The organism is Streptomyces sp. RGM 3693, from assembly GCF_050471125.1.
In the GTDB taxonomy this organism is placed as follows: domain Bacteria; phylum Actinomycetota; class Actinomycetes; order Streptomycetales; family Streptomycetaceae; genus Streptomyces.
In genome coordinates, this window is record NZ_JBMPPQ010000002.1 from 1784668 (window position 1) to 1805977 (window position 21310).

At 72.8% G+C, this 21310-nt stretch carries 20 protein-coding genes; 14 read left to right on the forward strand and 6 right to left on the reverse strand.

The window, feature by feature from the left end; all coding sequences use genetic code 11:
- Positions 1-34 precede the first annotated feature (34 nt).
- The 3 genes from ACO0M4_RS25285 to hemW all read left to right on the forward strand — a co-directional run bounded on the left by ACO0M4_RS25285 (position 35) and on the right by hemW (position 5915).
- Complete coding sequence (locus ACO0M4_RS25285) at positions 35-1924, forward strand: AMP-dependent synthetase/ligase (protein WP_430373197.1); 1890 nt, start codon at positions 35-37, stop codon at positions 1922-1924.
- 228 nt (positions 1925-2152) lie between these two features.
- Positions 2153-4270, forward strand: a complete 2118-nt coding sequence (locus ACO0M4_RS25290; RefSeq protein ID WP_430373933.1) for a SpoIIE family protein phosphatase — start codon at positions 2153-2155, stop codon at positions 4268-4270.
- A 412-nt stretch (positions 4271-4682) separates the two neighbouring features.
- A complete protein-coding gene (gene hemW / locus ACO0M4_RS25295; RefSeq protein ID WP_430373198.1) occupies positions 4683-5915 on the forward strand; it encodes a radical SAM family heme chaperone HemW in 1233 nt (410 codons plus the stop codon).
- Between the two features lie 165 nt (positions 5916-6080).
- Here the strand turns inward: hemW and ACO0M4_RS25300 are convergent, their stop codons facing one another.
- From ACO0M4_RS25300 to ACO0M4_RS25310, 3 genes are all read right to left on the reverse strand, one after another.
- Complete coding sequence (locus ACO0M4_RS25300; protein WP_390023855.1) at positions 6081-6356, reverse strand: DUF1876 domain-containing protein; 276 nt, start codon at positions 6354-6356, stop codon at positions 6081-6083.
- 95 nt (positions 6357-6451) lie between these two features.
- Positions 6452-7294 carry a DUF3097 domain-containing protein gene (locus tag ACO0M4_RS25305; protein ID WP_430373199.1) on the reverse strand — a complete coding sequence of 281 codons (843 nt, stop codon included), beginning with the start codon at positions 7292-7294 and terminating at the stop codon, positions 6452-6454.
- A gap of 162 nt (positions 7295-7456) precedes the next feature.
- Positions 7457-8191 (reverse strand): MBL fold metallo-hydrolase, encoded by a 735-nt coding sequence (locus ACO0M4_RS25310; RefSeq protein WP_430373200.1) that lies wholly within the window; start codon positions 8189-8191, stop codon positions 7457-7459.
- A 414-nt stretch (positions 8192-8605) separates the two neighbouring features.
- Between ACO0M4_RS25310 and hrcA the strand changes: the two genes are divergently transcribed.
- From hrcA to ACO0M4_RS25340, 6 genes are all read left to right on the forward strand, one after another.
- On the forward strand, positions 8606-9622 hold the full coding sequence (gene hrcA / locus ACO0M4_RS25315; protein ID WP_430373201.1) for a heat-inducible transcriptional repressor HrcA: 1017 nt from the start codon (positions 8606-8608) through the stop codon (positions 9620-9622).
- Positions 9623-10759 (forward strand): molecular chaperone DnaJ, encoded by a 1137-nt coding sequence (gene dnaJ, locus ACO0M4_RS25320; protein WP_430373202.1) that lies wholly within the window; start codon positions 9623-9625, stop codon positions 10757-10759. It begins immediately after the preceding gene.
- Positions 10760-10846: 87 nt separating this feature from the next.
- Positions 10847-11947 carry a nitronate monooxygenase gene (locus ACO0M4_RS25325; protein WP_430373203.1) on the forward strand — a complete coding sequence of 367 codons (1101 nt, stop codon included), beginning with the start codon at positions 10847-10849 and terminating at the stop codon, positions 11945-11947.
- The gene (locus tag ACO0M4_RS25330; protein ID WP_430373204.1) at positions 11944-12687 is read left to right on the forward strand and encodes a 16S rRNA (uracil(1498)-N(3))-methyltransferase; all 744 of its coding nucleotides are present in this window, start codon (positions 11944-11946) and stop codon (positions 12685-12687) included. Before ACO0M4_RS25325 ends, ACO0M4_RS25330 begins: the two co-directional genes overlap by 4 nt.
- A 65-nt stretch (positions 12688-12752) precedes the next feature.
- Positions 12753-13064 carry a DUF2510 domain-containing protein gene (locus tag ACO0M4_RS25335; protein WP_430373205.1) on the forward strand — a complete coding sequence of 104 codons (312 nt, stop codon included), beginning with the start codon at positions 12753-12755 and terminating at the stop codon, positions 13062-13064.
- Positions 13037-13321: a hypothetical protein gene (locus tag ACO0M4_RS25340; protein ID WP_430373206.1), complete on the forward strand. Its 285-nt coding sequence runs from the start codon at positions 13037-13039 to the stop codon at positions 13319-13321. Before ACO0M4_RS25335 ends, ACO0M4_RS25340 begins: the two co-directional genes overlap by 28 nt.
- Before the next feature lie 50 nt (positions 13322-13371).
- On the opposite strand, the gene ACO0M4_RS25345 is transcribed toward ACO0M4_RS25340, so the two are convergent.
- Entirely contained in the window at positions 13372-13803 is a 432-nt protein-coding gene (locus ACO0M4_RS25345) for an OsmC family protein (protein ID WP_430373207.1), read from the reverse strand.
- A 211-nt stretch (positions 13804-14014) separates the two neighbouring features.
- Between ACO0M4_RS25345 and ACO0M4_RS25350 the strand changes: the two genes are divergently transcribed.
- Positions 14015-14374, forward strand: coding sequence for a histidine triad nucleotide-binding protein (locus ACO0M4_RS25350; protein WP_430373208.1), 360 nt, complete (start codon positions 14015-14017; stop codon positions 14372-14374).
- Positions 14375-14380: 6 nt separating this feature from the next.
- The gene (locus ACO0M4_RS25355; RefSeq protein ID WP_430373209.1) at positions 14381-15286 is read left to right on the forward strand and encodes a ribonuclease Z; all 906 of its coding nucleotides are present in this window, start codon (positions 14381-14383) and stop codon (positions 15284-15286) included.
- A 41-nt stretch (positions 15287-15327) separates the two neighbouring features.
- On the opposite strand, the gene ACO0M4_RS25360 is transcribed toward ACO0M4_RS25355, so the two are convergent.
- Positions 15328-16122 carry an HAD family acid phosphatase gene (locus ACO0M4_RS25360; protein ID WP_430373210.1) on the reverse strand — a complete coding sequence of 265 codons (795 nt, stop codon included), beginning with the start codon at positions 16120-16122 and terminating at the stop codon, positions 15328-15330.
- 213 nt (positions 16123-16335) lie between these two features.
- Here ACO0M4_RS25360 and ACO0M4_RS25365 point away from each other — a divergent pair, with 213 nt between their 5' ends.
- From ACO0M4_RS25365 to ACO0M4_RS25375, 3 genes are all read left to right on the forward strand, one after another.
- Positions 16336-17643: a glucarate dehydratase family protein gene (locus ACO0M4_RS25365; RefSeq protein ID WP_430373211.1), complete on the forward strand. Its 1308-nt coding sequence runs from the start codon at positions 16336-16338 to the stop codon at positions 17641-17643.
- A 162-nt stretch (positions 17644-17805) separates the two neighbouring features.
- On the forward strand, positions 17806-18891 hold the full coding sequence (locus ACO0M4_RS25370) for an S-(hydroxymethyl)mycothiol dehydrogenase (RefSeq protein ID WP_430373212.1): 1086 nt from the start codon (positions 17806-17808) through the stop codon (positions 18889-18891).
- Positions 18891-19520, forward strand: a complete 630-nt coding sequence (locus ACO0M4_RS25375; protein ID WP_430373213.1) for an MBL fold metallo-hydrolase — start codon at positions 18891-18893, stop codon at positions 19518-19520. Before ACO0M4_RS25370 ends, ACO0M4_RS25375 begins: the two co-directional genes overlap by 1 nt.
- A gap of 386 nt (positions 19521-19906) precedes the next feature.
- Here the strand turns inward: ACO0M4_RS25375 and ACO0M4_RS25380 are convergent, their stop codons facing one another.
- The gene (locus ACO0M4_RS25380; protein WP_430373214.1) at positions 19907-21247 is read right to left on the reverse strand and encodes a 6-phospho-beta-glucosidase; all 1341 of its coding nucleotides are present in this window, start codon (positions 21245-21247) and stop codon (positions 19907-19909) included.
- Positions 21248-21310 lie beyond the last annotated feature (63 nt).

The window sequence follows — 21310 nt, forward strand, 5'->3', positions numbered from 1 at the left end:
GTCACCAGCAACGAAGCGGGCCCCGGAGGACGCCGTGACCGACACTCACACGCTGATCGACAACCGGCCGCCTTCAGTGGCGACCCTGTTCCTGGAGCGGGTCGCGGCCACACCGGACGCCGAGGCTTACCGCTACCCCGTCCCTCGTGCCGCGGGCACAGGACCGGACGACTGGAGGGTGCTGACCTGGGCCGACGCCGCCGAGCGGGTGCTCGCCGCGGCCGCCGGGCTGATCGCGCTGGGCGTGCACCCCGAGGAGCGGGTGGCCCTGGCCGCCAACACCCGGGTGGAGTGGATCCTCGCCGACCTCGGCGTGCTCTGCTCCGGCGCCGCCACCACCACCGTCTACCCCTCCACCAGCACCGAGGAGACCGCCTTCATCCTGGCCGACTCCGGCAGTCGGGTGCTGATCGCGGAGAACGCCGGACAGCTTGCCAAGGCCCGTGAGAAGCGCGCCGAGCTGCCCGAGCTGGCGCACGTCGTGGTCATCGACGAGGCCGACGCACAGCCCGTCGAGGACGACCCGGAGGGCTGGGTGCTCTCCCTCGCCGAGCTGGAGAAGCGCGGCACCGCCTATCTGGAGCAGCACCCGGAGTGCGTCAAGGAGCGGGTCGCCGCGCTCCGCTCCGACCAGCTGGCCACCCTGATCTACACGTCGGGGACCACCGGCCGCCCCAAGGGCGTCCGGCTGCCCCACGACTGCTGGGCGTACATGGCCCGCGCCATCCAGGCGACCGGGATGGTCACCGCGGACGACGTGCAGTTCCTCTGGCTGCCGCTGGCGCACGTCTTCGGGAAGGTGCTGACCGCCGGGCAGATCTCCGTCGGCCACGTGATCGCGGTGGACGGCCGGGTCGACAAGATCATCGAGAATCTGCCGGTGGTCCGGCCGACCTACATGGCGGCCGTCCCGCGGATCTTCGAGAAGGTCTACAACGGCGTCGCGGTCAAGGCCCGGGAGGGCGGCGGCGCCAAGTACAAGATCTTCCAGTGGGCGGCCGGAGTGGCCCGCGAGTACGCCAAGGCGTCCCAGGACAACTTCCGACGCACCGGCAACGCCTCGGTGCCGTTCGCGCTGGCTGCCAAGCACAAGGTCGCCGACGCCCTGGTCTACACCAAGCTGCGGGAGGCGTTCGGCGGCCGGCTGCGCGCCGCCATCTCCGGCTCGGCCGCCCTCGCCCCGGAGATCGGCTACTTCTTCGCCGGCGCCGGCATCCACATCCTGGAGGGCTACGGCCTGACGGAGTCCAGCGCCGCCAGCTTCGTCAACCCCGGCGAGGCGTACCGCACCGGCACCGTCGGCAAGCCGCTGCCCGGCACCGAGGTGCGGATCGCCGAGGACGGCGAGATCCTGCTGCGCGGCCCCGGCATCATGCAGGGCTACCACGGCCTGGCGGACAAGACCGCCGAGGTCCTGGAGGAGGACGGCTGGTTCCACACCGGCGACATCGGCGAGCTGTCCCCGGACGGCTACCTGCGGATCACCGACCGCAAGAAGGACCTGATCAAGACCTCCGGCGGTAAGTACATCGCGCCCGCCGAGGTGGAGGGCCAGTTCAAGGCGGTCTGCCCGTTCGTCTCCAACGTGGTGGTGCACGGCGCCAACCGGAACTTCTGCACCGCCCTGATCGCCCTGGACGAACCGACCATCCTCAAATGGGCCGAGGAGCACGGCCTGGGCGGCAGGACCTACACCGAGGTCGTCGCCACCGACCAGGTCCGCGCGCTGATCGACGGCTACGTGGAGCGGGTCAACGAGGGGCTCCAGCGCTGGCAGCAGATCCGCAAGTTCCGGCTGCTGCCGCGCGACCTGGACATCGAGCACGGGGAGATCACCCCCAGCCTCAAGATCAAGCGGCCGGTGGTGGAGCGGGCGTTCAAGGACCTGCTCGACGAGATGTACGCCGGGGCGCGGGAGGCGTAGCGACGGGGGCGGGGTGGCCCCTGCGAGAGCGATCCCGAGGGCGTGGCGGCCGGCGGTCCGGGCGGACTCCGGCCGGACCGCCGGCTAACTGTCGTGCCGCGTCAGCCGAATTGACCCCTCTGACCACGCACTTCCGTGACTCACCGTTTATGGGTGGGCTCGTTCTGTCACTCTGGCGGTGGCGCATCCGGCGCCGCTGGGGAACTGCTCGGGAGTTGCTCAATGAGGATGACAACTTCGGCCGGACGGGACGACGTTGCCGGGGCCGCTGCCCGCTCCCTGCGGGCCACGCTGCCCGGCGACCCGCGGGCCGCGGCGGCCGCGCGACAGTTCGTCCGGACCGCCTTCGCGGACTGGACCGAGCGGCGGCTGCCCGGCGCCGACCGGCTCACCGACCGGTTGGCGGACGAAGCGGTACTGCTGGTCAGCGAGTTGGTGACCAACGCGGTGGTGCACGCGGGCACCACCGTCGAGCTGCTGTGCCGGCTCGACCCCGCCGAGGAGCCGGTGCCGCACCTCGACGACCCCCCGGACGCCGTCCCCGAGGAACCGCCCCGCCCCGGCCTGGTCGTCGAGGTCTCCGACCGGCACCCCACCCAGCCGGTGCGGGCCCGCGAGGACACCGGGGCGTACGAGGGCGGCGGCCACGGGCTCCGGCTGATCAGCGCGGTGGCCGACGCCTGGGGCGTCACCTACCGGCGGTCGATGAAGACGGTGTGGTTCCGGCTGCCGGTAGGCGGCCCGGACGTCGCCTGGCCGGAGCCGGAAGCCCCAGACGACGCCTATGACGCCTGTGACGCCTACGACGCCTACGACGGGTACGACGCCCACAACGGGTATGACCCCCACGACACCTGCGATGCCTACGGCGCGTTCCACACCTACGGCGCGCTCGACGACCAGAGGTTCCGGCGGGAACTGCGGGCCTCCGAACTCCTCGCCCCGGTGCCGCGCCGTGCCGCCCCGCCCGAGGACCGCCCCGTACGGGACCGCGGCGGCGTCGACAGCGGTGCGCTGTCCTTCCTGGCGGAGGCGTCCGACCTGCTCTCCGGACAGCTGGACGCCGACCAGGTCGCCTCGCTGGCCTGCCAGCTGATCGTCCCGCGGCTCGCCGACTGGTGCGCGGTATGGCTCCACGACGGCGACGGCGGCGCCCCCGGACGCGGTCTCACCGAGGACGGCGAGGCGCCGCGGCTGGCCCGGGTCTGGCACCTGTCCGAGGGCCGGATCGACTCGCTGCGGACCGCCCTGGAGAAGGAACCGCCGGGCCGGTGGGCCGACGGCGCCACCGACCACCGGCCGGCCCCGGTGCCCTGGCCCTGGCCGCACGAACCGACCGACCGCGAGCCCGGCGGCGCGGCTCTGGCCTGCCCTCTGGTCGCCGGCGGCCGTCGGCTCGGCACCCTGCTGCTCGGCCGGGCCGGGCTGCGGCGCTTCCCCGGCGAGGTGGTCGCGCTCACCGAGGACCTGTGCGGCCGGGCCGCCCGCGCGGTGGCCACCGCCCGCGCCTACAGCCGCCAGGAACGCATCAGCCGGGTCCTCCAGCGCAGGCTGCTGCCGCAGGGGCGGGCCCGGGTGCCCGGCGTGGCGTCCGCGGTGGTCTACGAGCCGCGCGAGGGCGCCTGGGCCGGCGGTGACTTCTGGGACCTCTTCGACGCCGGCGACGGCCGTTGGTGCTTCGCGCTCGGCGACGTCTGCGGCAGTGGTCCCGAGGCCGCCGCGGTCACCGGGCTGGCTCGGCCGGTGCTGCGGCTGCTGGCCCGCGACGGCTTCGGCGTCGCCGAGGTCCTCGACCGGCTCAACAAGACCATGGCCCGGGAGGCCGCGGACTCCGTCGCTGCGGTCGCGGCGGCGGTGGCGGCGGCCGGCGCGGGCGCCGAGGCCCCGGTGGAGATCCGCGAGGAGGGCGAGCAGGCCCGTTTCCTCTCGCTCCTCTACGGCGAGATCGTCCCGTACCGCGGCGGTTCGGGTGGTGCCCGCTGCACCCTCGCCAGCGCCGGCCACCCGCTGCCGCTGGTCCTCGGTGCCGACGGCGCGGTCCGGGTCGCCGCGGCCCCGCAGATGCTGCTGGGCGTCGTCGAGGACGCGTCGTACGTCAGCGAGTCCTTCGACCTCTGCCCCGGGGAGACGCTGCTGTGCGTCACCGACGGGGTGACCGAGCGCCGTTGCGGCCGGCGGCTCTTCGACGACGAGGACGGGCTGGCCACCGCGCTCGCCGCGACGGCCGGGCAGAGCGCCGAAGCCATCGCCGAGCACATCCGCCGCACGGTGCACGCCTTCGGGCCGACCCCGCCCGACGACGACCTGGCGCTGATGGTGCTCCAGGCGGCGGGCGGGTGCCCGTAGGCGGGTGGCCACAGACGGCGGCTGGTCACAGGCCGGAGGTCGCAGGGGGCCCGTAAGGGGTGGTCGAACAGGTCCCGTAGGGGGTGTGAGGCTCCCCTGCGGGGCCACAACCGGGCGGGCGGGGACGGTATTCCGGATCCCGGGGCAGCCGGTGCCGACCGCCGGAGGGGCCCGGGGCGACCCTCCGAGCGGCGTCCGTAGGGCGTCTCCGCCCGCCCGCCGACTGCCCACCGACCGCCCGCCGCCCGACTGCCGACCGCCCACCGCCCGCCGACTGCTGCCCGCCGACCGCCGCCCACCGACCGCGGCCCACCGCCCACCGACCGTGTCCCACCCCCCGTCCCCGGTACCGCTCACCGCCTCCGCCCGGACCGCGGCCCGGCACCGTCCGGCATGACGGACAATGGACCCCATGCCTTCCGCACTGCCAGATGGTGAGCCGATGCCCGAGGACGGGGCACTGCCCCGCCATGCGCTGACCGGTGCCGCCCAGCGGCCGCTCGGCTTCTATCTGCATGTGCCGTACTGCGCCACCCGCTGCGGCTACTGCGACTTCAACACCTACACCGCCAGCGAGCTGCGCGGCCCCGGTGGCGCCCTGGCCTCCCGCGAGACCTACGCGGACACCCTCGTCGAGGAGGTCCGGCTGGCCCGCAAGGTGCTGGGCGACGACCCCCGCCCGGTCGAGACGGTCTTCGTCGGCGGCGGCACCCCGACCCTGCTGCCCGCCGCCGACCTCGGCCGGATGCTGGCCGCGCTGCGCGACGAGTTCGGCCTGGCGCCCGACGCCGAGATCACCACCGAGGCCAACCCGGAGTCGGTCGATCCGCGCTATCTCGCCGAGCTGCGTGCGGCCGGCTTCAACCGCGTCTCCTTCGGCATGCAGAGCGCCCGGCAGCACGTCCTGAAGATCCTCGACCGCACGCACACCCCGGGCCGTCCCGAAGCCTGCGTCGCCGAGGCCCGCGCGGCCGGCTTCGCGCACGTCAACCTCGATCTGATCTACGGCACCCCCGGCGAGTCCGACGACGACTGGCGGGCCTCCCTCGACGCCGCCACCGGCGCCGGCCCGGACCACATCTCCGCGTACGCCCTGATCGTCGAGGAGGGCACCCAGCTGGCCCGCCGGATCCGCCGCGGCGAGGTCCCGATGACCGACGACGACGTACACGCCGACCGCTACCTGATCGCCGAGGAACGCCTCACCGCCGCCGGCTTCTCCTGGTACGAGGTCTCCAACTGGGCCACCACCGAGGCCGCCCGCTGCCGCCACAACGAGCTGTACTGGACCGGCGCGGACTGGTGGGGCGCCGGCCCCGGCGCCCATAGCCACGTCGGCGGCGTCCGCTGGTGGAACGTCAAACACCCCGGCGCCTATGCCCAGGCCCTCGCCGAGGGCCGCTCCCCGGGCGCCGGCCGGGAACAGCTCGCCACCGAGGACCGCCGCGTCGAGCGGATCCTCCTGGAACTCCGCCTCGCCACCGGCTGCCCGCTCTCCCTCCTTGCCCCCGCGGGCGCCCGTGCCGCCGCCCGCGCGGTGGCCGACGGCCTCCTGGCGCCCGGGCCCTACGAGGAGGGGCGGGCGGTGCTGACGCTCCGCGGGCGGCTGCTCGCGGACGCGGTGGTGCGCGACCTGGTGGACTGACCGTTCCGAACGCTCTGACTGCTCCGACTGCTCTGCCCGCCCTGACTGACCGCTCCGACCGCCCCGCCCCCGTGCCGCCGACGCCCCGGCGGTCGCCGCCGGGTCAACGGGGCAAGGGCCAGCGGATCAAGGGCCAGCGGATCAAGGGGCAAGGATCAACGGACGTCAGTGGGTCAGCGGGTAGGACGTCCGGCCCGACGCCGTGTCGATCTCGTCGTGGGCCTTGGTCAGCAGCTGCATCGCCAGATCGTTGAGGGCTCTGGCCCCCGCGACCTCCTCGCCGACCCGGGGCTGATTCCCGTCGGCTGGGTGGCGGCTGGCATAACCATGGGACCGCACCTCGGTCCCGTCGGGCAGCCGTACCAGGGCGGCGGCCCGGGTGCGGTGGGTGTCCTCCTCGAATTCCATCTCGACATGCCATCCGACAGCGGTCTTCAACATGGCGGTCACCTCCGGAATCGCTGCTACCAGAGTGCGCTCACCGCCGGCCCGGCGCACGGTGTGCCACCAGGGGCGCACACCGCCCCCAAGGGCCCTCAGTGGCCGTCCGTCCCCTCCGGCGCCGTCACGAAGTCGATGAGTTCCTCCACCCGCCCCAGCAGCGCCGGCTCCAGGTCCTTGTAGGACCGCACCCGGGACAGGATCCGCTGCCAGGCCGCTCCGGTGTTCTCCGGCCAGCCCAGCGCCCGGCACACCCCGGTCTTCCAGTCCTGGCCCCGGGGGACCTGCGGCCACGCCGCGATGCCCACCGAGGACGGCTTCACCGCCTGCCAGACGTCGATGTACGGATGGCCCACGACCAGCGCGTGCGCACCGGTCACCGCCGCTGCGATCCGGGATTCCTTCGAGCCGGGGACGAGGTGGTCCACCAGCACGCCGAGACGGGCGTCCGGGCCGGGGGAGAACGCATCGACGATCGCCGGGAGGTCGTCGATGCCCTCCAGGTACTCCACGACGACCCCCTCGATCCGTAGGTCGTCACCCCAGACGCGCTCTACCAACTCCGCGTCGTGCCGCCCCTCCACATAGATGCGGCCGGCGCGGGCGACCCGGGCGCGCGCCCCGGGCACCGCGAGCGAACCGGACGCGGTGCGCGCCGGGCCGTTCGGCGCCGGCCGGCCCTGCGGCCGGACCAGGGTCACGGTCCGGCCCTCCAGGAGGAAGCCGCGCGGCACCATCGGGAACACCCGCTGCTTGCCGAAGCGGTCCTCCAAGGTGACCGTCGGGCCCTCGGCGGTCTTCTCGCACCGCAGGACCGCGCCGCAGTAGCCCGTCACCACCTCCTCGACGACCAGTCCGGGGTCGGCCGGCACCTCCGGCGCCGGCTTCGGCTTCTTCCAGGGGGGAGTGAGGTCGGGGCTGTAGTGCCTGCTGTGCATGCGGGTCTGCTTCCCTACAGGTCGGCGGGGCGGCGGGTCGGCGGGGCGGTGAGGTCAACGGGTTTGCGGGGCTGCCGGGCGACGGGCCCGGGAGCCAAGGGGCCGGGCTGCCGGGCCGCCCGAGGGCTAGGCGGCCCGGTAGCCGGGCCAACGGGCGTCGCCTCAGGGGGAGTCGGTGCCGAAACGGGCTGCCAGGGCATCGCGCTGGGCGCGGACGAAGCGGGCGTCGACCACCGCGCCGTGGCCCGGCACGTACACCGCGTCCTCGCCGCCCAGCGCCAGCAGCCGGTCCAACGCGGCCGGCCACTGCCCGGGCAGCGCGTCGCGGCCCGCCTGGGGCTCACCGGACTCCTCGACCAGGTCGCCGCAGAAGACGATCTCCCGTTCGCCGGCCCGGCCGGGCACCAGGACGGCCAGGTCGTGGGCGGTGTGCCCGGGGCCGACGTTGGCCAGCAACACCTCCCGGTCGCCGAGGCCGACGGTCAGCTGCCCGTGCACGTGGTGGTGCGGGACGACCAGCAGGTCCGCGGCCTCCGCCGCGGCGTCCGGGTCCACACCGTGCCGCACCGCGCTGTCCCGCAGCGCGTCCTTGTTGTGCCGCAGCAGCTCGTCCAACCCGGTCGCGCCGAACACCTGCACCCCCGCGAAGGCCGCGGTGCCCAGGACGTGATCGAAGTGCGGGTGGGTGAGCGCGACATACGTCACATCGCGGCCCAGTACGGCGCGGATGGTGCGGCGCAGTTCCGCCCCGGCGCCGATGGTCGCGCCGGTGTCGACGATCAGTACGCCCTCCGAGCCGGCGATCACGCCGATCGTCTCGTCCCAGCCGGGCATCCGACGCCGGGTGACACCGTCCCCCAGCCGCTCCCAGCCCGCCTCTTCCCACGTGATGCGCATACCGAGACGCTAGCCCCTGCCGGCACTCTCCCGCCTGCCTTCCCCCGCGCGACCGCACACCGGGCGGACGGTGCGAGGGCAGCGGCAGGGACCGGCGCCCCGCGATAACGTTGCCCGTCACCCCGCCCTCGCACCCGGCGGATACGGCCGGGCGGCGGCCCCGTGGGGGTGCCGCCCCGGGTGCGGACCAGGGGCCGTGGCGGGGCGGGATCGGGGTTTCCTCGGGGCGGGATCAGGGTGCTCTCAGGGGCGGCCCGGGGGTCGGATTCCACGGCGGTGGGTAAGTCCTCAGTGCGCCGGCCCTTGCCGCATCCGCGCTACCCGGCCGTACACTGGCTCCGGGTTTGGCACTCGGCCCATGTGAGTGCCAGGAGAAGTGACGACACGGCGGGACGGCCGACTGGAGGTGGCGGAATGCTCAGCGAACGCAGACTGGAAGTGCTGCGCGCCATCGTCCAGGACTATGTCGGGACGGAGGAGCCGGTCGGCTCCAAGGCGCTCACCGAGCGCCACCAGCTGGGGGTCTCCCCGGCCACTGTCCGCAATGACATGGCGGCTCTGGAAGACGAGGGCTTCATCGCCCAGCCGCACACCAGCGCCGGGCGGATCCCGACCGACAAGGGCTACCGCCTCTTCGTCGACAAGCTGGCCGGCGTCAAGCCGCTGTCCGTCCCCGAGCGGCGAGCGATCCAGAATTTCCTGGACGGCGCCGTCGACCTGGACGACGTGGTGGGGCGCACGGTGCGCCTGCTGGCGCAGCTGACCCGGCAGGTGGCGGTGGTGCAGTACCCGTCCCTGACCCGGTCCACGGTCCGTCACGCCGAACTGCTGGCACTGGCCCCGGCCCGGCTGATGCTGGTGCTGATCACCGACACCGGACGCGTCGAGCAGCGACTCATCGACTGCCAGACGCCGTTCGGCGAGACGTCCCTGGCGGACCTGCGGGCCCGGCTCAACAGCCGGATCGTCGGCCGCCGTTTCGCGGACGTCCCGCAGCTGGTGCAGGATCTGCCGGAATCCTTCGAACAGGACGACCGGGCCACCGTCTCGACAGTACTGTCGGTACTGCTGGAGACTTTGGTGGAGGAAACCGAAGAGCGGCTGATGATCGGCGGCACCGCCAATCTGACGCGCTTCGGGCATGATTTCCCCCTGACCATCCGGCCGGTGCTGGAGGCCCTCGAGGAGCATGTGGTGATGCTCAAGCTGCTCGGGGAGGCCAAGGACTCGAGCATGACCGTACGTATCGGGCATGAGAATGCTCACGAGGGCCTGACGTCCACCTCGGTCGTCACCGTCGGATACGGTTCTGGCGACGAGGCCGTCGCGAAATTGGGCGTGGTCGGACCGACCCGCATGGACTACCCCGGAACGATGGGAGCGGTACGCGCAGTGGCACGTTACGTCGGACAGATCCTCGCGGAGTCGTAAGTGGCCACGGATTACTACTCGGTCCTCGGTGTCGGTCGGGACGCCTCGCAGGACCAGATCAAGAAGGCGTTCCGGCGGCTGGCACGCGAGCTGCACCCGGATGTGAACCCGGACCCCAAGACCCAAGAGCGGTTCAAGGAGATCAACGCCGCCTACGAGGTCCTGTCGGATCCGCAGAAGAAGCAGGTCTACGACCTCGGCGGCGACCCCCTCTCGCAGACCGGCGGAGCCGGCGGCGCGGGCGGCTTCGGCGCGGGCTTCGGGAACTTCTCCGACATCATGGACGCGTTCTTCGGCACGGCCTCGCAGCGTGGCCCGCGCTCGCGGACCCGCCGCGGCCAGGACGCGATGATCCGCCTCGACATCGAGTTGAGCGAGGCCGCGTTCGGCACGACCAAGGACATACAGGTCGACACCGCCGTCGTCTGCACCACCTGTAGCGGTGAGGGCGCGGCGCCGGGCACCTCCGCGCAGACCTGTGACATGTGCCGTGGTCGCGGTGAGGTCTCGCAGGTCACCCGGTCCTTCCTGGGCCAGGTCATGACCTCCCGGCCGTGCCCCCAGTGCCAGGGCTTCGGCACCGTCGTCCCGACGCCGTGCCCCGAGTGCGCGGGCGACGGGCGGGTCCGCTCCCGCCGCACCCTCACGGTCAAGATCCCGGCCGGTGTCGACAACGGCACCCGGATCCAGCTGGCCGGCGAGGGCGAGGTGGGCCCCGGTGGCGGTCCCGCCGGCGACCTCTACGTCGAGATCCACGAGCTGCCCCACTCGGTGTTCCAGCGGCGCGGGGACGATCTGCACTGCACGGTCACCATCCCGATGACCGCGGCGGCCCTGGGCACCAAATGCCCGCTGGAGACGCTGGACGGGGTGGAGGAGATCGACGTCCGGCCCGGCACCCAGTCCGGCCAGTCGATCCCGCTGCACGGTCGTGGCGTGACCCACCTGCGCGGCAACGGCCGGGGCGACCTGATCGTCCACGTCGAGGTGCAGACTCCGAGCAAGCTCGAACCCGAGCAGGAGGAACTGCTGCGCCGGCTGGCCAAGCTGCGCGGCGAGGAGCGCCCGCAGGGTCAGTTTCAGCCGGGTCAGCAGGGGCTGTTCTCCCGCCTGAAGGACGCCTTCAACGGGCGGTAGGCACACCGTTCGGGGCGGGGTCCGGGGAGCTCTCCGTGACCGCCGCCCCAGTTCGGGGTACGGCGTGAGGCGTGACACGATGTGTGCATGCCCACCGCGCTCACCGATTTCTGCCGCCACCCCATCGTGCAGGCCCCGATGGCGGGCGGTGGCTCCGGCCCCGAGCTGGCCGCCGCCGTCTGCGAAGCCGGCGGACTCGGCTTCCTGGCCGCCGGCTACAAGACCGCCGACGGCATGTACCAGGAGATCAAACAGCTGCGGGGGCTGACCCGCCGCCCCTTCGGCGTCAACCTCTTCATGCCGCAGCCCTCCCTGGCCGACACCTCCGCCGTCGAGGTCTACCGCGAGCAACTCGCCGGCGAGACCGCCTGGTACGAGACCGAGCTCGGCGACATCAACGGTTCCACCGACGACGGCTACGAGGCCAAGCTCGCGATCCTCCGCGACGACCCGGTGCCGATCGTCTCCTTCACCTTCGGCTGCCCCACGCGGCCGGTCCTCGACGCGTTCGCCAAGGTCGGTACGTACACCGTCGTCACGGTCACCACCGCCGCCGAGGCGCAGGCCGCGCAGTGGGCGGGGGCGGACGCGGTGTGCGTGCAGGGCGTCGAGGCGGGCGGCCACCAGGGCACCCACCGGGACGATCCGCACGCCGACGGGACCGGCTCGGGGCTGGGGCTGCTGGCGCTGCTCACCCAGGTCCGCGAGACGGTGCAGATCCCGGTGATCGCCGCCGGCGGGCTGATGCGCGGCTCGCAGATCGCGGCGGTGCTGGCCGCCGGTGCCTCGATGGCGCAGCTGGGCACCGCCTTCCTGATCACCCCCGAGTCCGGCGCCAACCCGCTGCACAAGCAGGCGCTGACCAACCCCCTCTTCACGCACACCGAGTTGACCCGGGCGTTCTCCGGCCGACCGGCCCGCGGACTGGTGAATCGTTTCCTGCGGGAGCACGGCCCGTACGCGCCGGCCGCCTACCCCGCCGTGCACTACCTCACCTCCCCGGTCCGCAAGGCCGCCGCCAAGGCCGGCGACGCGCAGGGGATGAACCTCTGGGCGGGGCAGGGACACCGACTGGCACGGGAGATGCCCGCCGGGCAGCTGGTGGAGGTGCTCGCCGCCGAACTGGAGGCCACCCGCGTCTCGTTGGGCCTGGGCGGCCCGGACTACGGCATCGGCGGTGCGGTGTGACGGCGCCCGTTTTCCTCGTCGATTCGCTCGCCGGCGTACGGGCCGGAGGCACGCTGACCCTGGACGGTCCCGAGGGCCGGCACGCGGTGTCGGTGCGGCGGCTGCGGGTCGGTGAGGAGGTCGTACTGACGGACGGTGCCGGGACCGGCGCCGAGGGCACGGTCGCCGCCGTCGAGGGCAAGGACCGGCTCACCGTCGCCGTCACCGGGCTGCGCACCGAGGAACCGCCGGTGCCCACCCTCACCGTCGTGCAGGCGCTGCCCAAGGGTGACCGCGGGGAACTGGCCGTGGAGACCATGACGGAGACCGGCGTGGACGCCATCGTGCCGTGGTCCGCGGCGCGTTGCGTCACCCAGTGGAAGGGCGAGCGGGCCGCCAAGTCGCTGGCCAAGTGGCGCGCCACGGCCCGGGAGGCGGGCAAGCAGTCCCGCCGGCTGACGTTCCCGCGCGTCGCCGACCCGCTGTCCACCAAGCAGGTCGCCGCGCTGCTCGCCGATGCCGACTTCGCCGCCGTCCTCCACGAGGAGGGCAGCACCCCGCTCGCCACCGCCGATCTCCCTACCGAGGGGTCGATCGTGCTGGTCGTCGGCCCCGAGGGCGGGGTCTCGCCGGAGGAGCTGGCGGCCTTCGCGGAGGCGGGCGCCAAGCCGTACCGCCTGGGCGCGAGCGTGCTGCGGACCTCCACGGCCGGGACCGCGGCGACCGCCCTGTTGCTGGGCCGCACCGGCCGCTGGAGCTAGGTTCCCGTCGTCGAACTCCCGCCTCCCGGGCGGGGGTTGGGGCGGTGCGGGACGCAGTCGGCGCCGTGACTCAGCAACCTGCGGTGCCCCAAGGCTGGTATCAGGATCCCTCCGGCGCACCGGTGTTGCGCTGGTGGGACGGGTACCGCTGGACCGAGCACACCCAGGCGCCGCGGCAGTACGCCCCCCAGGTCCCCGGGCAACGGCAGTACCCGCCGATGGGCGGCGGTGGCCCGGAGGTGCTGCTTTCGGCCGAGGTGCTCGCGGTCAACCAGGACGTCAAGTGGGTTGACACCACCACCAGTTACTCGGTGCTGGACCGCCGGTCGGCGAGATCATCCAGGGCCGGGTGGTCACCTTCGGCAGCTTCGACCTGATCGCCAACGGCGCCACCGTCGGCCACATCCAGGCGAGCTGGAGCGCGTTCAACTTCACCATCACCGACCACACCGGTGTCGAGGTGGCCAGGATCGGCCGTTCGCTGCTGGACCGCGTCCTGGGTGTCGCCTTCGGGGCCGATTACTACTACTACGAGGTGCTGCGCCCGATGGCGGAGCCCCTGCGCTCCATCTCCCTGGCGGCCGCGCTCACCATGGACACCCTGCTCAAGCCGGACGCGGACGGCGACGCGTAACGGCGTGCCGGCCGGCCCCAAGGACCGACCGGCACGCCGTCGTTGGCACGTCAGTCGAGCAGTTCGGCCTGGAGCGCGATGTTCTTGACGCCCGCCAGCGCCTGGCTGACTGGGCAGTTCTTCTTGGCGTCCTCGGCCGCGGCCTGGAAGTCCGCCTCGGACAGGCCGGGAACCCGGGCCTTGACGGTCAGCACGATGCCGGTGATGCCCTCGCCCGGCTGGAAGGTGACGTCGGCTCGGGTGTCCACGGCCTCGACGGTGAAGCCCTTGCCGGCCAGGCCGTGCGAGAACGCCATCGAGTAGCAGGAGGAGTGGGCCGCCGCGATCAGTTCCTCGGGGCTGGTCTTGCCGCCGGGCTGCTCCGAGCGGGCGGCCCAGCTCACGTCGTAGCTGCCGATCTTGGAGGACTCCAGGGCGACGGTGCCCTTGCCCTCCAGGAGGTTGCCTTCCCAGTGGGTGGCGGCGGTGCGTGTGGTTGCCATGGTGCATAACTCCCGTTTGTGGGGCCAATGCGGTCTGGAAGATCACCTTAGGGTCTGCCGGGCCGCGAACCGGGTGACCGGCACCGGGCCGCCTCCGATCGGCCCCTGGGCGGTCCCGGGGGACCGGCCCCCGGGACCGCCCGGGGTGATCGGCTAGCATCCGGAGGGCGTCCGCACGGTGCGTGTCGCGCGACCCGGGAGGAGTCCACCGGTGGCGGGAGAACCGCAGGCCGACTGCCTGTTCTGCAAGATCGTGGCGGGGGAGGTCCCGGCGACGATCGTCCGCGAGACCGAGACCACCGTCGCGTTCCGCGACATCAACCCCCAGGCGCCGACGCACGTCCTGGTGATCCCCAAGGTCCACTACCCGAACGCGGCGTCGCTCTCCGCCGCCGAGCCGAAGGTGATCGCCGACATACTGTGCGAGTCCCGCGAGGTCGCGGCCGCGGAGGAGATCGAGGAGACCGGCTACCGGGTCATCTTCAACACCGGCGCCGGCGCCGGCCAGACCGTCTTCCACGCCCACCTGCACGTCCTCGGTGGCCGCGGCCTCCAGTGGCCCCCCGGGTAACGAGCCATGTCGGTACGCGAACTGGTCGTCCTCGGGACCGCCAGCCAGGTCCCCACCCGGCACCGCAACCACAACGGCTATCTGCTGCGGTGGGACGGTCAGGGGCTGCTCTTCGACCCCGGCGAGGGCACCCAGCGCCAGATGCTGCGGGCCGGGGTCGCCGCCCACGACATCAACCGGATTTGCATCACCCACTTCCACGGTGACCACTCGCTGGGCCTGGCCGGGGTGATCCAGCGGATCAACCTCGACCGGGTGCCGCATCCGGTGACCGCCCACTACCCGGCCAGCGGGGAGCGGTTCTTCGAGCGGCTGCGGTACGCCACCGCCTACCGCGAAACGGTCCGGATCGCCCAGCGGCCGGTCTCCGCCGACGGCGAACTGGACCGCGCCAAGGGGTACGTCCTGACGGCGAGCAAGCTCTCGCACCCGGTCGAGTCGTACGGCTACCGGCTGACCGAGCCGGACGGCCGGCGGATGCTGCCCGACCGGCTGGCCGCCCACGGCATCGCCGGACCGGACGTCGGCCGCCTCCAGCGGGCCGGCGAACTGAACGGCGTCACCCTCGACGAGGTCAGCGAGGTGCGGCCCGGCCAGAGCTTCGCCTTCGTCATGGACACCCGGCTGTGCGACGGCGTCCATGCGCTCGCGGCCGGCGTGGACATGCTGGTGATCGAGTCCACGTTCCTCGATGAGGACGTCCAACTGGCCGAGGAGCACGGGCACTTGACTGCTGGTCAGGCAGCTCGGGTGGCCGCCGACGCCGGGGTGCGGCACCTGGTGCTGACGCACTTCTCGCAGCGTTACGCCGACCCCGCGGACTTCGAGCGGCAGGCGCGCGCGGCGGGCTTCACCGGTGAACTCACCATCGCCAAGGACCTGCTGCGGGTGCCGCTCCCCAAGAGGCGCTGAAGAAGCCCCGGCGCCCTGGGGAGGGCGCCGGGGGCAGCCGCCTACGGCAGGTAGTACATCGGGTTCGGCAGCTTGAAGGTGCGCTGCGCCGCGCCGCCCTCCAGGTCGCTGTACTGGTCGCCGAAGTTGGCGACGACGCGGTAGCCGAGGGACTCGATGTGCCGGCGGGTGCCCGACTTGAAGTCGATGGTCGAGCAGGTCGTGCCGCACGGCAGGTAGGCGGGCGGGTGCTCCTTGTCCCGCAGGTAGACGTGCGGGCGGTCCAGCGGGACGTCGTAGCCGACGTTCTTGAGGTTGCGCACGCTCCAGTCGCGCTGCGCCTCCTTGCGGCCGGTGAGGAAGAAGACCTCGGCGCCCTTCTTGTGGGCCCAGTTGACCAGGTCGTTCATGCCGAAGACCGCGGCCATGTCGGTGTGCTCCAGGTACGCGTCCTGGGACTTGGGGGTGAAGTTGAAGCCGACCTTCAGCTCGTAGTTGTAGGTCAGCAGGGTGGTGTCGTCCATGTCCAGGACGATGGCGGGCTTGGTCTTCCCGGTGTTCTTCTTGGCGAGCGCGCCGGCCAGGTAGGCGCGCGCCTTGGTTTCGATGCCGCGGACCTGGCGGGCGTAGTTGCTGGTGGGGGAGGCGTAGTGCTCGCCGTCGGCCGTCACCGTGTCGCCGTAGTACGCCTTGATCTTGTCCTGTACCTGGGTGAGGTTGGGAATTTCCTTGTCGGTGCGCGGCACAGAGTGCTCGGCGGTGGCCTGGCCGGCGCCGAACACCGCGGTGCCGGCGACGACGACGGCGGCCACCGCACCGCCCAGGCGGACGCGGGGGGAGAGGGCGGGGCGGGGCATGCGCGGCTCCTTAGGGAAGCGTGGGTGGTCCCGGGTAGATGTAACAGAGGTGGCGAGCAGCTATCTACGCGCGAAGATTAAAGGGTTGGCAAAGGTGGCGATGAGGGGGGCGTCCAACTGGTCGGCATGGCACGGCTCTTGACGGGCCGTGCGTGCGCTCTTTAGCCTCCAGCCCTGTCCATGGATGTTGTCTACATATGGAGACGAACGCCGATGGTCGCCCCCCGCCCCACGGACCTGGCCGTCACCGAGGTCCGACTCACCCCGGTCCTGGTCGCCGACCCTCCACTGCTCAACACCCAAGGCGTTCACCAGCCGTACACCCCACGCCTGATCATCGAGCTGGTCACCGCCGGCGGCGCCACCGGCCTGGGCGAGACCTACGGGGATGCCGAATACCTAGACCTGGCCCGCCCGTTGGCCACCGCCCTGATCGGCCGCCCGGTCACGGACCTGAACGGCCTGTCCGCGCTCGCCGACCAGGTGGGCGGCGCGACGGAGGAGCCCGGCCCGGACGGCGTCGATGCCGCCGGACTGCGCGGCGTCCGCAACGCCCGCAAACTACGACGCTCGGTCCGCTCCGGCTTCGAAGTCGCCTGCCTGGACGCCTGGGGGCACGCCACCGGACTGCCCGTACACGCCCTGCTCGGCGGCGCGGTGCGCGACCGGGTCGACTACAGCGCCTACCTCTTCTACCGGTGGGAACGGCACCCCGACGGCCTCGGCGAGCCGGACGACTGGGGCGCCGCCCTCGACCCGGCCGGCATCGTCGCCCAGGCCCGCCGGTTCGCCGACCGCCACGGCTTCACCTCGTTCAAGCTCAAGGGCGGGGTCTTCCCGCCGGACCGGGAGAGCGCCGCGATCCGGGCGCTGGCCGAGGCGTTCCCCGGGCGGCCGCTGCGACTGGACCCCAACGGCGCCTGGTCGGTGGAGACCGCACTCCAGGTGGCCGACGAACTGGCGGACGTCCTGGAATACCTGGAGGACCCGGTGAGCGGCACCGGGGCGATGGCCCGCGTCGCGGCCGGCACACCGGTCCCGCTCGCCACCAACATGTGCGTCACCACCTTCGAGGAGATCCCCGAGGCGCTCGCCCGCGGCGCCGTCCGGATCGTGCTCTCCGACCACCACTACTGGGGCGGACTGCACGCCACCCGGGAACTCGCCGCCCTCTGCCGCACCTTCGGCCTCGGCCTGGCCATGCACTCCAACACCCACCTCGGCATCAGCCTCGCCGCCATGACCCAGGTCGCGGCCACCGTCCCCAACCTGGACCACGCCTGCGACACCCACTACCCCTGGCAGACCGAGGACGTCCTGACCGACCGCCTCACCTTCCGCGACGGCCACCTGGACGTCGGCGACGCCCCCGGCCTCGGCGTCACCCTCAACCGGGACCGGCTCGCCGCGCTGCACCGCCGCTGGCTGGACGACGACGGCACGTACCGCAACCGCGACGACGCCGCCGCGATGCGCCGCGCCGACCCCGGCTGGATCACGCCCGCGGTGCCCCGCTGGTGACCCGGGCGGGCACCGCCGTGATCCCGTGCCCCGGGGAGCCCACCGGACCCACTGGAGCGGCTTGCCCCGTGCCCCCTGTCACGCCCGCGTACGGTGTGGCACGAGACGGTGGCGGTGCGCCACAGTGGTCCCGTACGTGATCTTCGAAGAGGGGCGGTACCGATGGCACAGGAAGTGCGCGGCGTCGTGGCGCCGGGGAAGAACGAAGCGGTCCGGCTGGAGACGATCCTGGTGCCCGATCCGGGGCCCGGCGAGGCCGTGGTGAAGATTCAGGCGTGCGGGGTGTGCCACACCGACCTGCACTACAAGCAGGGCGGGATCAACGACGACTTCCCGTTCCTGCTCGGCCACGAGGCGTCCGGGGTGGTGGAGTCGGTGGGCGAGGGCGTCACCGACGTCGCCCCCGGGGACTTCGTCATCCTCAACTGGCGTGCGGTGTGCGGCTCTTGTCGGGCGTGTCTGCGCGGGCGGCCCCAGTACTGCTTCAACACCCACAACGCGCAGCAGAAGATGACGCTCAAGGACGGCACCGAGCTCACCCCGGCGCTGGGCATCGGGGCGTTCGCCGACAAGACGCTGGTCGCCGCCGGCCAGTGCACCAAGGTCGACCCGGCGGTCTCACCGGCCGTCGCGGGGCTGCTGGGCTGCGGGGTGATGGCGGGCATCGGCGCCGCGATCAACACCGGCCAGGTCGGCCGCGGCGACTCGGTCGCGGTCATCGGCTGCGGCGGCGTCGGCGACGCGGCGGTGGTCGGTGCCCGACTGGCCGGCGCCGCCAAGATCATCGCCGTCGACATCGACGACCGGAAGCTGGAGACGGCCCGCACCATGGGGGCCACCCACACCATCAACTCCCGCGCCACCGACCCCGTCGAGGCCGTCCGCGAGCTGACCGGCGGCTTCGGCGCGGACGTCGTCATCGACGCGGTCGGCCGCCCGGAGACCTACCGGCAGGCGTTCTACGCCCGCGACCTCGCGGGGACGGTCGTCCTGGTGGGCGTGCCCACCCCGGAGATGACCCTGGAACTCCCCCTCCTGGACGTCTTCGGCCGCGGCGGCGCCCTGAAGTCCTCCTGGTACGGCGACTGCCTGCCGTCCCGGGACTTCCCGATGCTGATCGACCTCCACCAGCAGGGCCGGATCGACCTCGGCGCGTTCGTCACCGAGACCATCGGCATCGACGACGTGGAGCGGGCCTTCGACCGGATGCACGCCGGTGACGTGCTGCGCTCGGTGGTGGTGCTGTGATGACCGCCCGCATCGACCACCTCGTCACCTCCGGGACGTTCTCGCTGGACGGCGGCACCTGGGACGTCGACAACAACGTGTGGATCGTCGGCGACGGTTCGGAGGCCGTCGTCATCGACGCCGCACATGACGCCGACGCCATCCTGCGGGCCCTCGACGGCCGCGCGCTGCGCGCCATCCTCTGCACCCACGCGCACAACGACCACATCGACGCGGCCCCGGCGCTCGCCGCCCGCACCGGGGCGCGGATCCTCCTGCACCCCGCCGACCTGCCGCTGTGGAAGCAGACCCACCCTGACACCGCCCCCGACGGAGAGCTTTCGGACGGTCAGGTGCTGACCATCGCCGGCACCGACCTGATGGTGCTGCACACCCCCGGCCATGCGCCCGGGGCGGTCTGCCTGTACGCCCCCGACCTGAACACCGTCTTCACCGGGGACACCCTCTTCCAAGGCGGCCCCGGCGCCACCGGCCGGTCGTTCTCCGACTTCCCGACGATCATCGATTCGCTCCGCGACCGGCTGCTGGCCCTGCCGCCGGAGACCGTGGTCCACACCGGCCACGGCGACTCGACGACCATCGGCCAGGAGGCACCCCACCTGGCGGAGTGGATCGCCCGGGGCCACTAGGGGCGGGGCGAACAGATCCCGTAGGGGGCTTGAACGCCCCCTGCGGGGCCACAACGTGGCGGGGGCGGGGCGTATTCCTGTGGCGCGGGGGAGCGGGGCTTTCCCGCACGCACGGGGCGGCGCGGGGCCTTTCCTGCCTGTACGGGGCGGCGCGGGGCCTTTCCCACACGCACGGGGCGGGGCGTGGCCTATCCGGCCCGTGCGGCGGCGCGGGGCCTTTCCTGCACGTACGGGCGCCGCGGGGCCCATCCGGCCCGTGCCGACGGTGCGGGGGATTACCGAGCGTGGGGGATTCCCGTGAGCGGCACGACAGGGTGGTCCCGCCCCCGCGGCGCGGCGCCGTAGGGGCGTTCGCCGCGCGCCGGGGTCGGGGGCAGGCCCCGGCCTCAGCGTTCGGTGGCCGCTCGTTGCAGGATGCGGGCGGCCACCGCTGCCGAGTCGACGAGGGGGTGCAGGGCGAGGGCCCGTAGCGCCGCGTCGCGGTCCTTGAAGAGGGCGGCTGCCACCGTTGCCCGTTCGACCGCCTTGACCTGGAGCATCAGGCCCAACTGGTCCTCCCGCAGCGGCGCGCAGGGCAGCGGCCGGGCCCCCTTGGCGGTCACCTCGCACACCGTCTCCACGATCGCGTCCGGCGCCAGCTGCGGCACCGTCGTCCCGTTGCGGACGTTGAGGATCAGCCGTCGTCCGGAGTCGCCGGCGATGGCGTGCATCAGCGCCAGCGCCACCCGGTCGTAGCCGCCGCCCTCCAGGTCGTGACTGTCCCGCTGCCAGCCGCCGGTCGCCTCCCGGCTGTGTGCCATGTACGTCTCCTCGCGCTCCAGCCGGGTCCGCTCCCACAGGTCGTACACCGCCTCCGGGGAGCCGACCGCCCCGGCCCGTTCGAAGAAGCCGCCCTGTTGCCGGTCCAGGAATTCCCCGCGGGTCTCGTCGGTGTCCCGTACGGAGTGCAGGGTCTCGCGGCGGAAGTAGTAGTAGTGCAGGTACTCGTTGGGGAGGACGCCGAGGACGCGGAGCCACTCCGGGCCGAAGAGCCGGCCCTCCTCGAAGGAGCCCAGCGCCGTCGCGTCGCCCAGGAGACCGGGCAGGACATCGGTGCCGTCGAGCGTCAACGAGCGCAGCCAGCCGAGGTGGTTGAGCCCCACGTAGTCGTAGCCGGACCGGGTCGGGTCCTCCAGGGCCGCCGGGTCCGCGCCGGCCGCCCGCGCCGCCCGGCGCACCAGCCCCACGGGCGAATCGCAGATCCCGATGACCCGGTCACCCAGCACCTGCGCCATCGCCTCGGTCACCATCCCCGCCGGATTGGTGAAGTTGATGACCCACGCCCCCGGGGCGAGCGCCGCGACCCGTTCGGCGATGTGCAGCGCCACCGGGATCGTCCGCAGCCCGTAGAGGACCCCGCCGGCGCCGACCGTCTCCTGGCCCAGGACGCCCTCCGACAGCGGGATCCGCTCGTCCCGGATGCGACCGGCGGTACCGCCGACCCGTATGGCGGAGAACACGAAGTCGGCTCCGGTCAGCGCGGCGTCGAGAGTTTCCGCCACCCGTACGGGTACCGGTTCGGTACGGCCCCGGGCCAGCTTGGCCAGCACCTCGGAGATCACCGCGACCCGGCGCGGATCGGTGTCGTACAGCGTCAGCTCGGAGACGGAGCGTGTGGGGTCGTCCAGCAGTGCGCGGTAGACCAGCGGTACCCGGAAGCCGCCACCACCGAGAAGGGAGAGCCTCATGGGGCGGAACGTACCGCAGCATCAGGCACACTGGCGGCACGAGTTGAGTACGAGAGGGGCGAG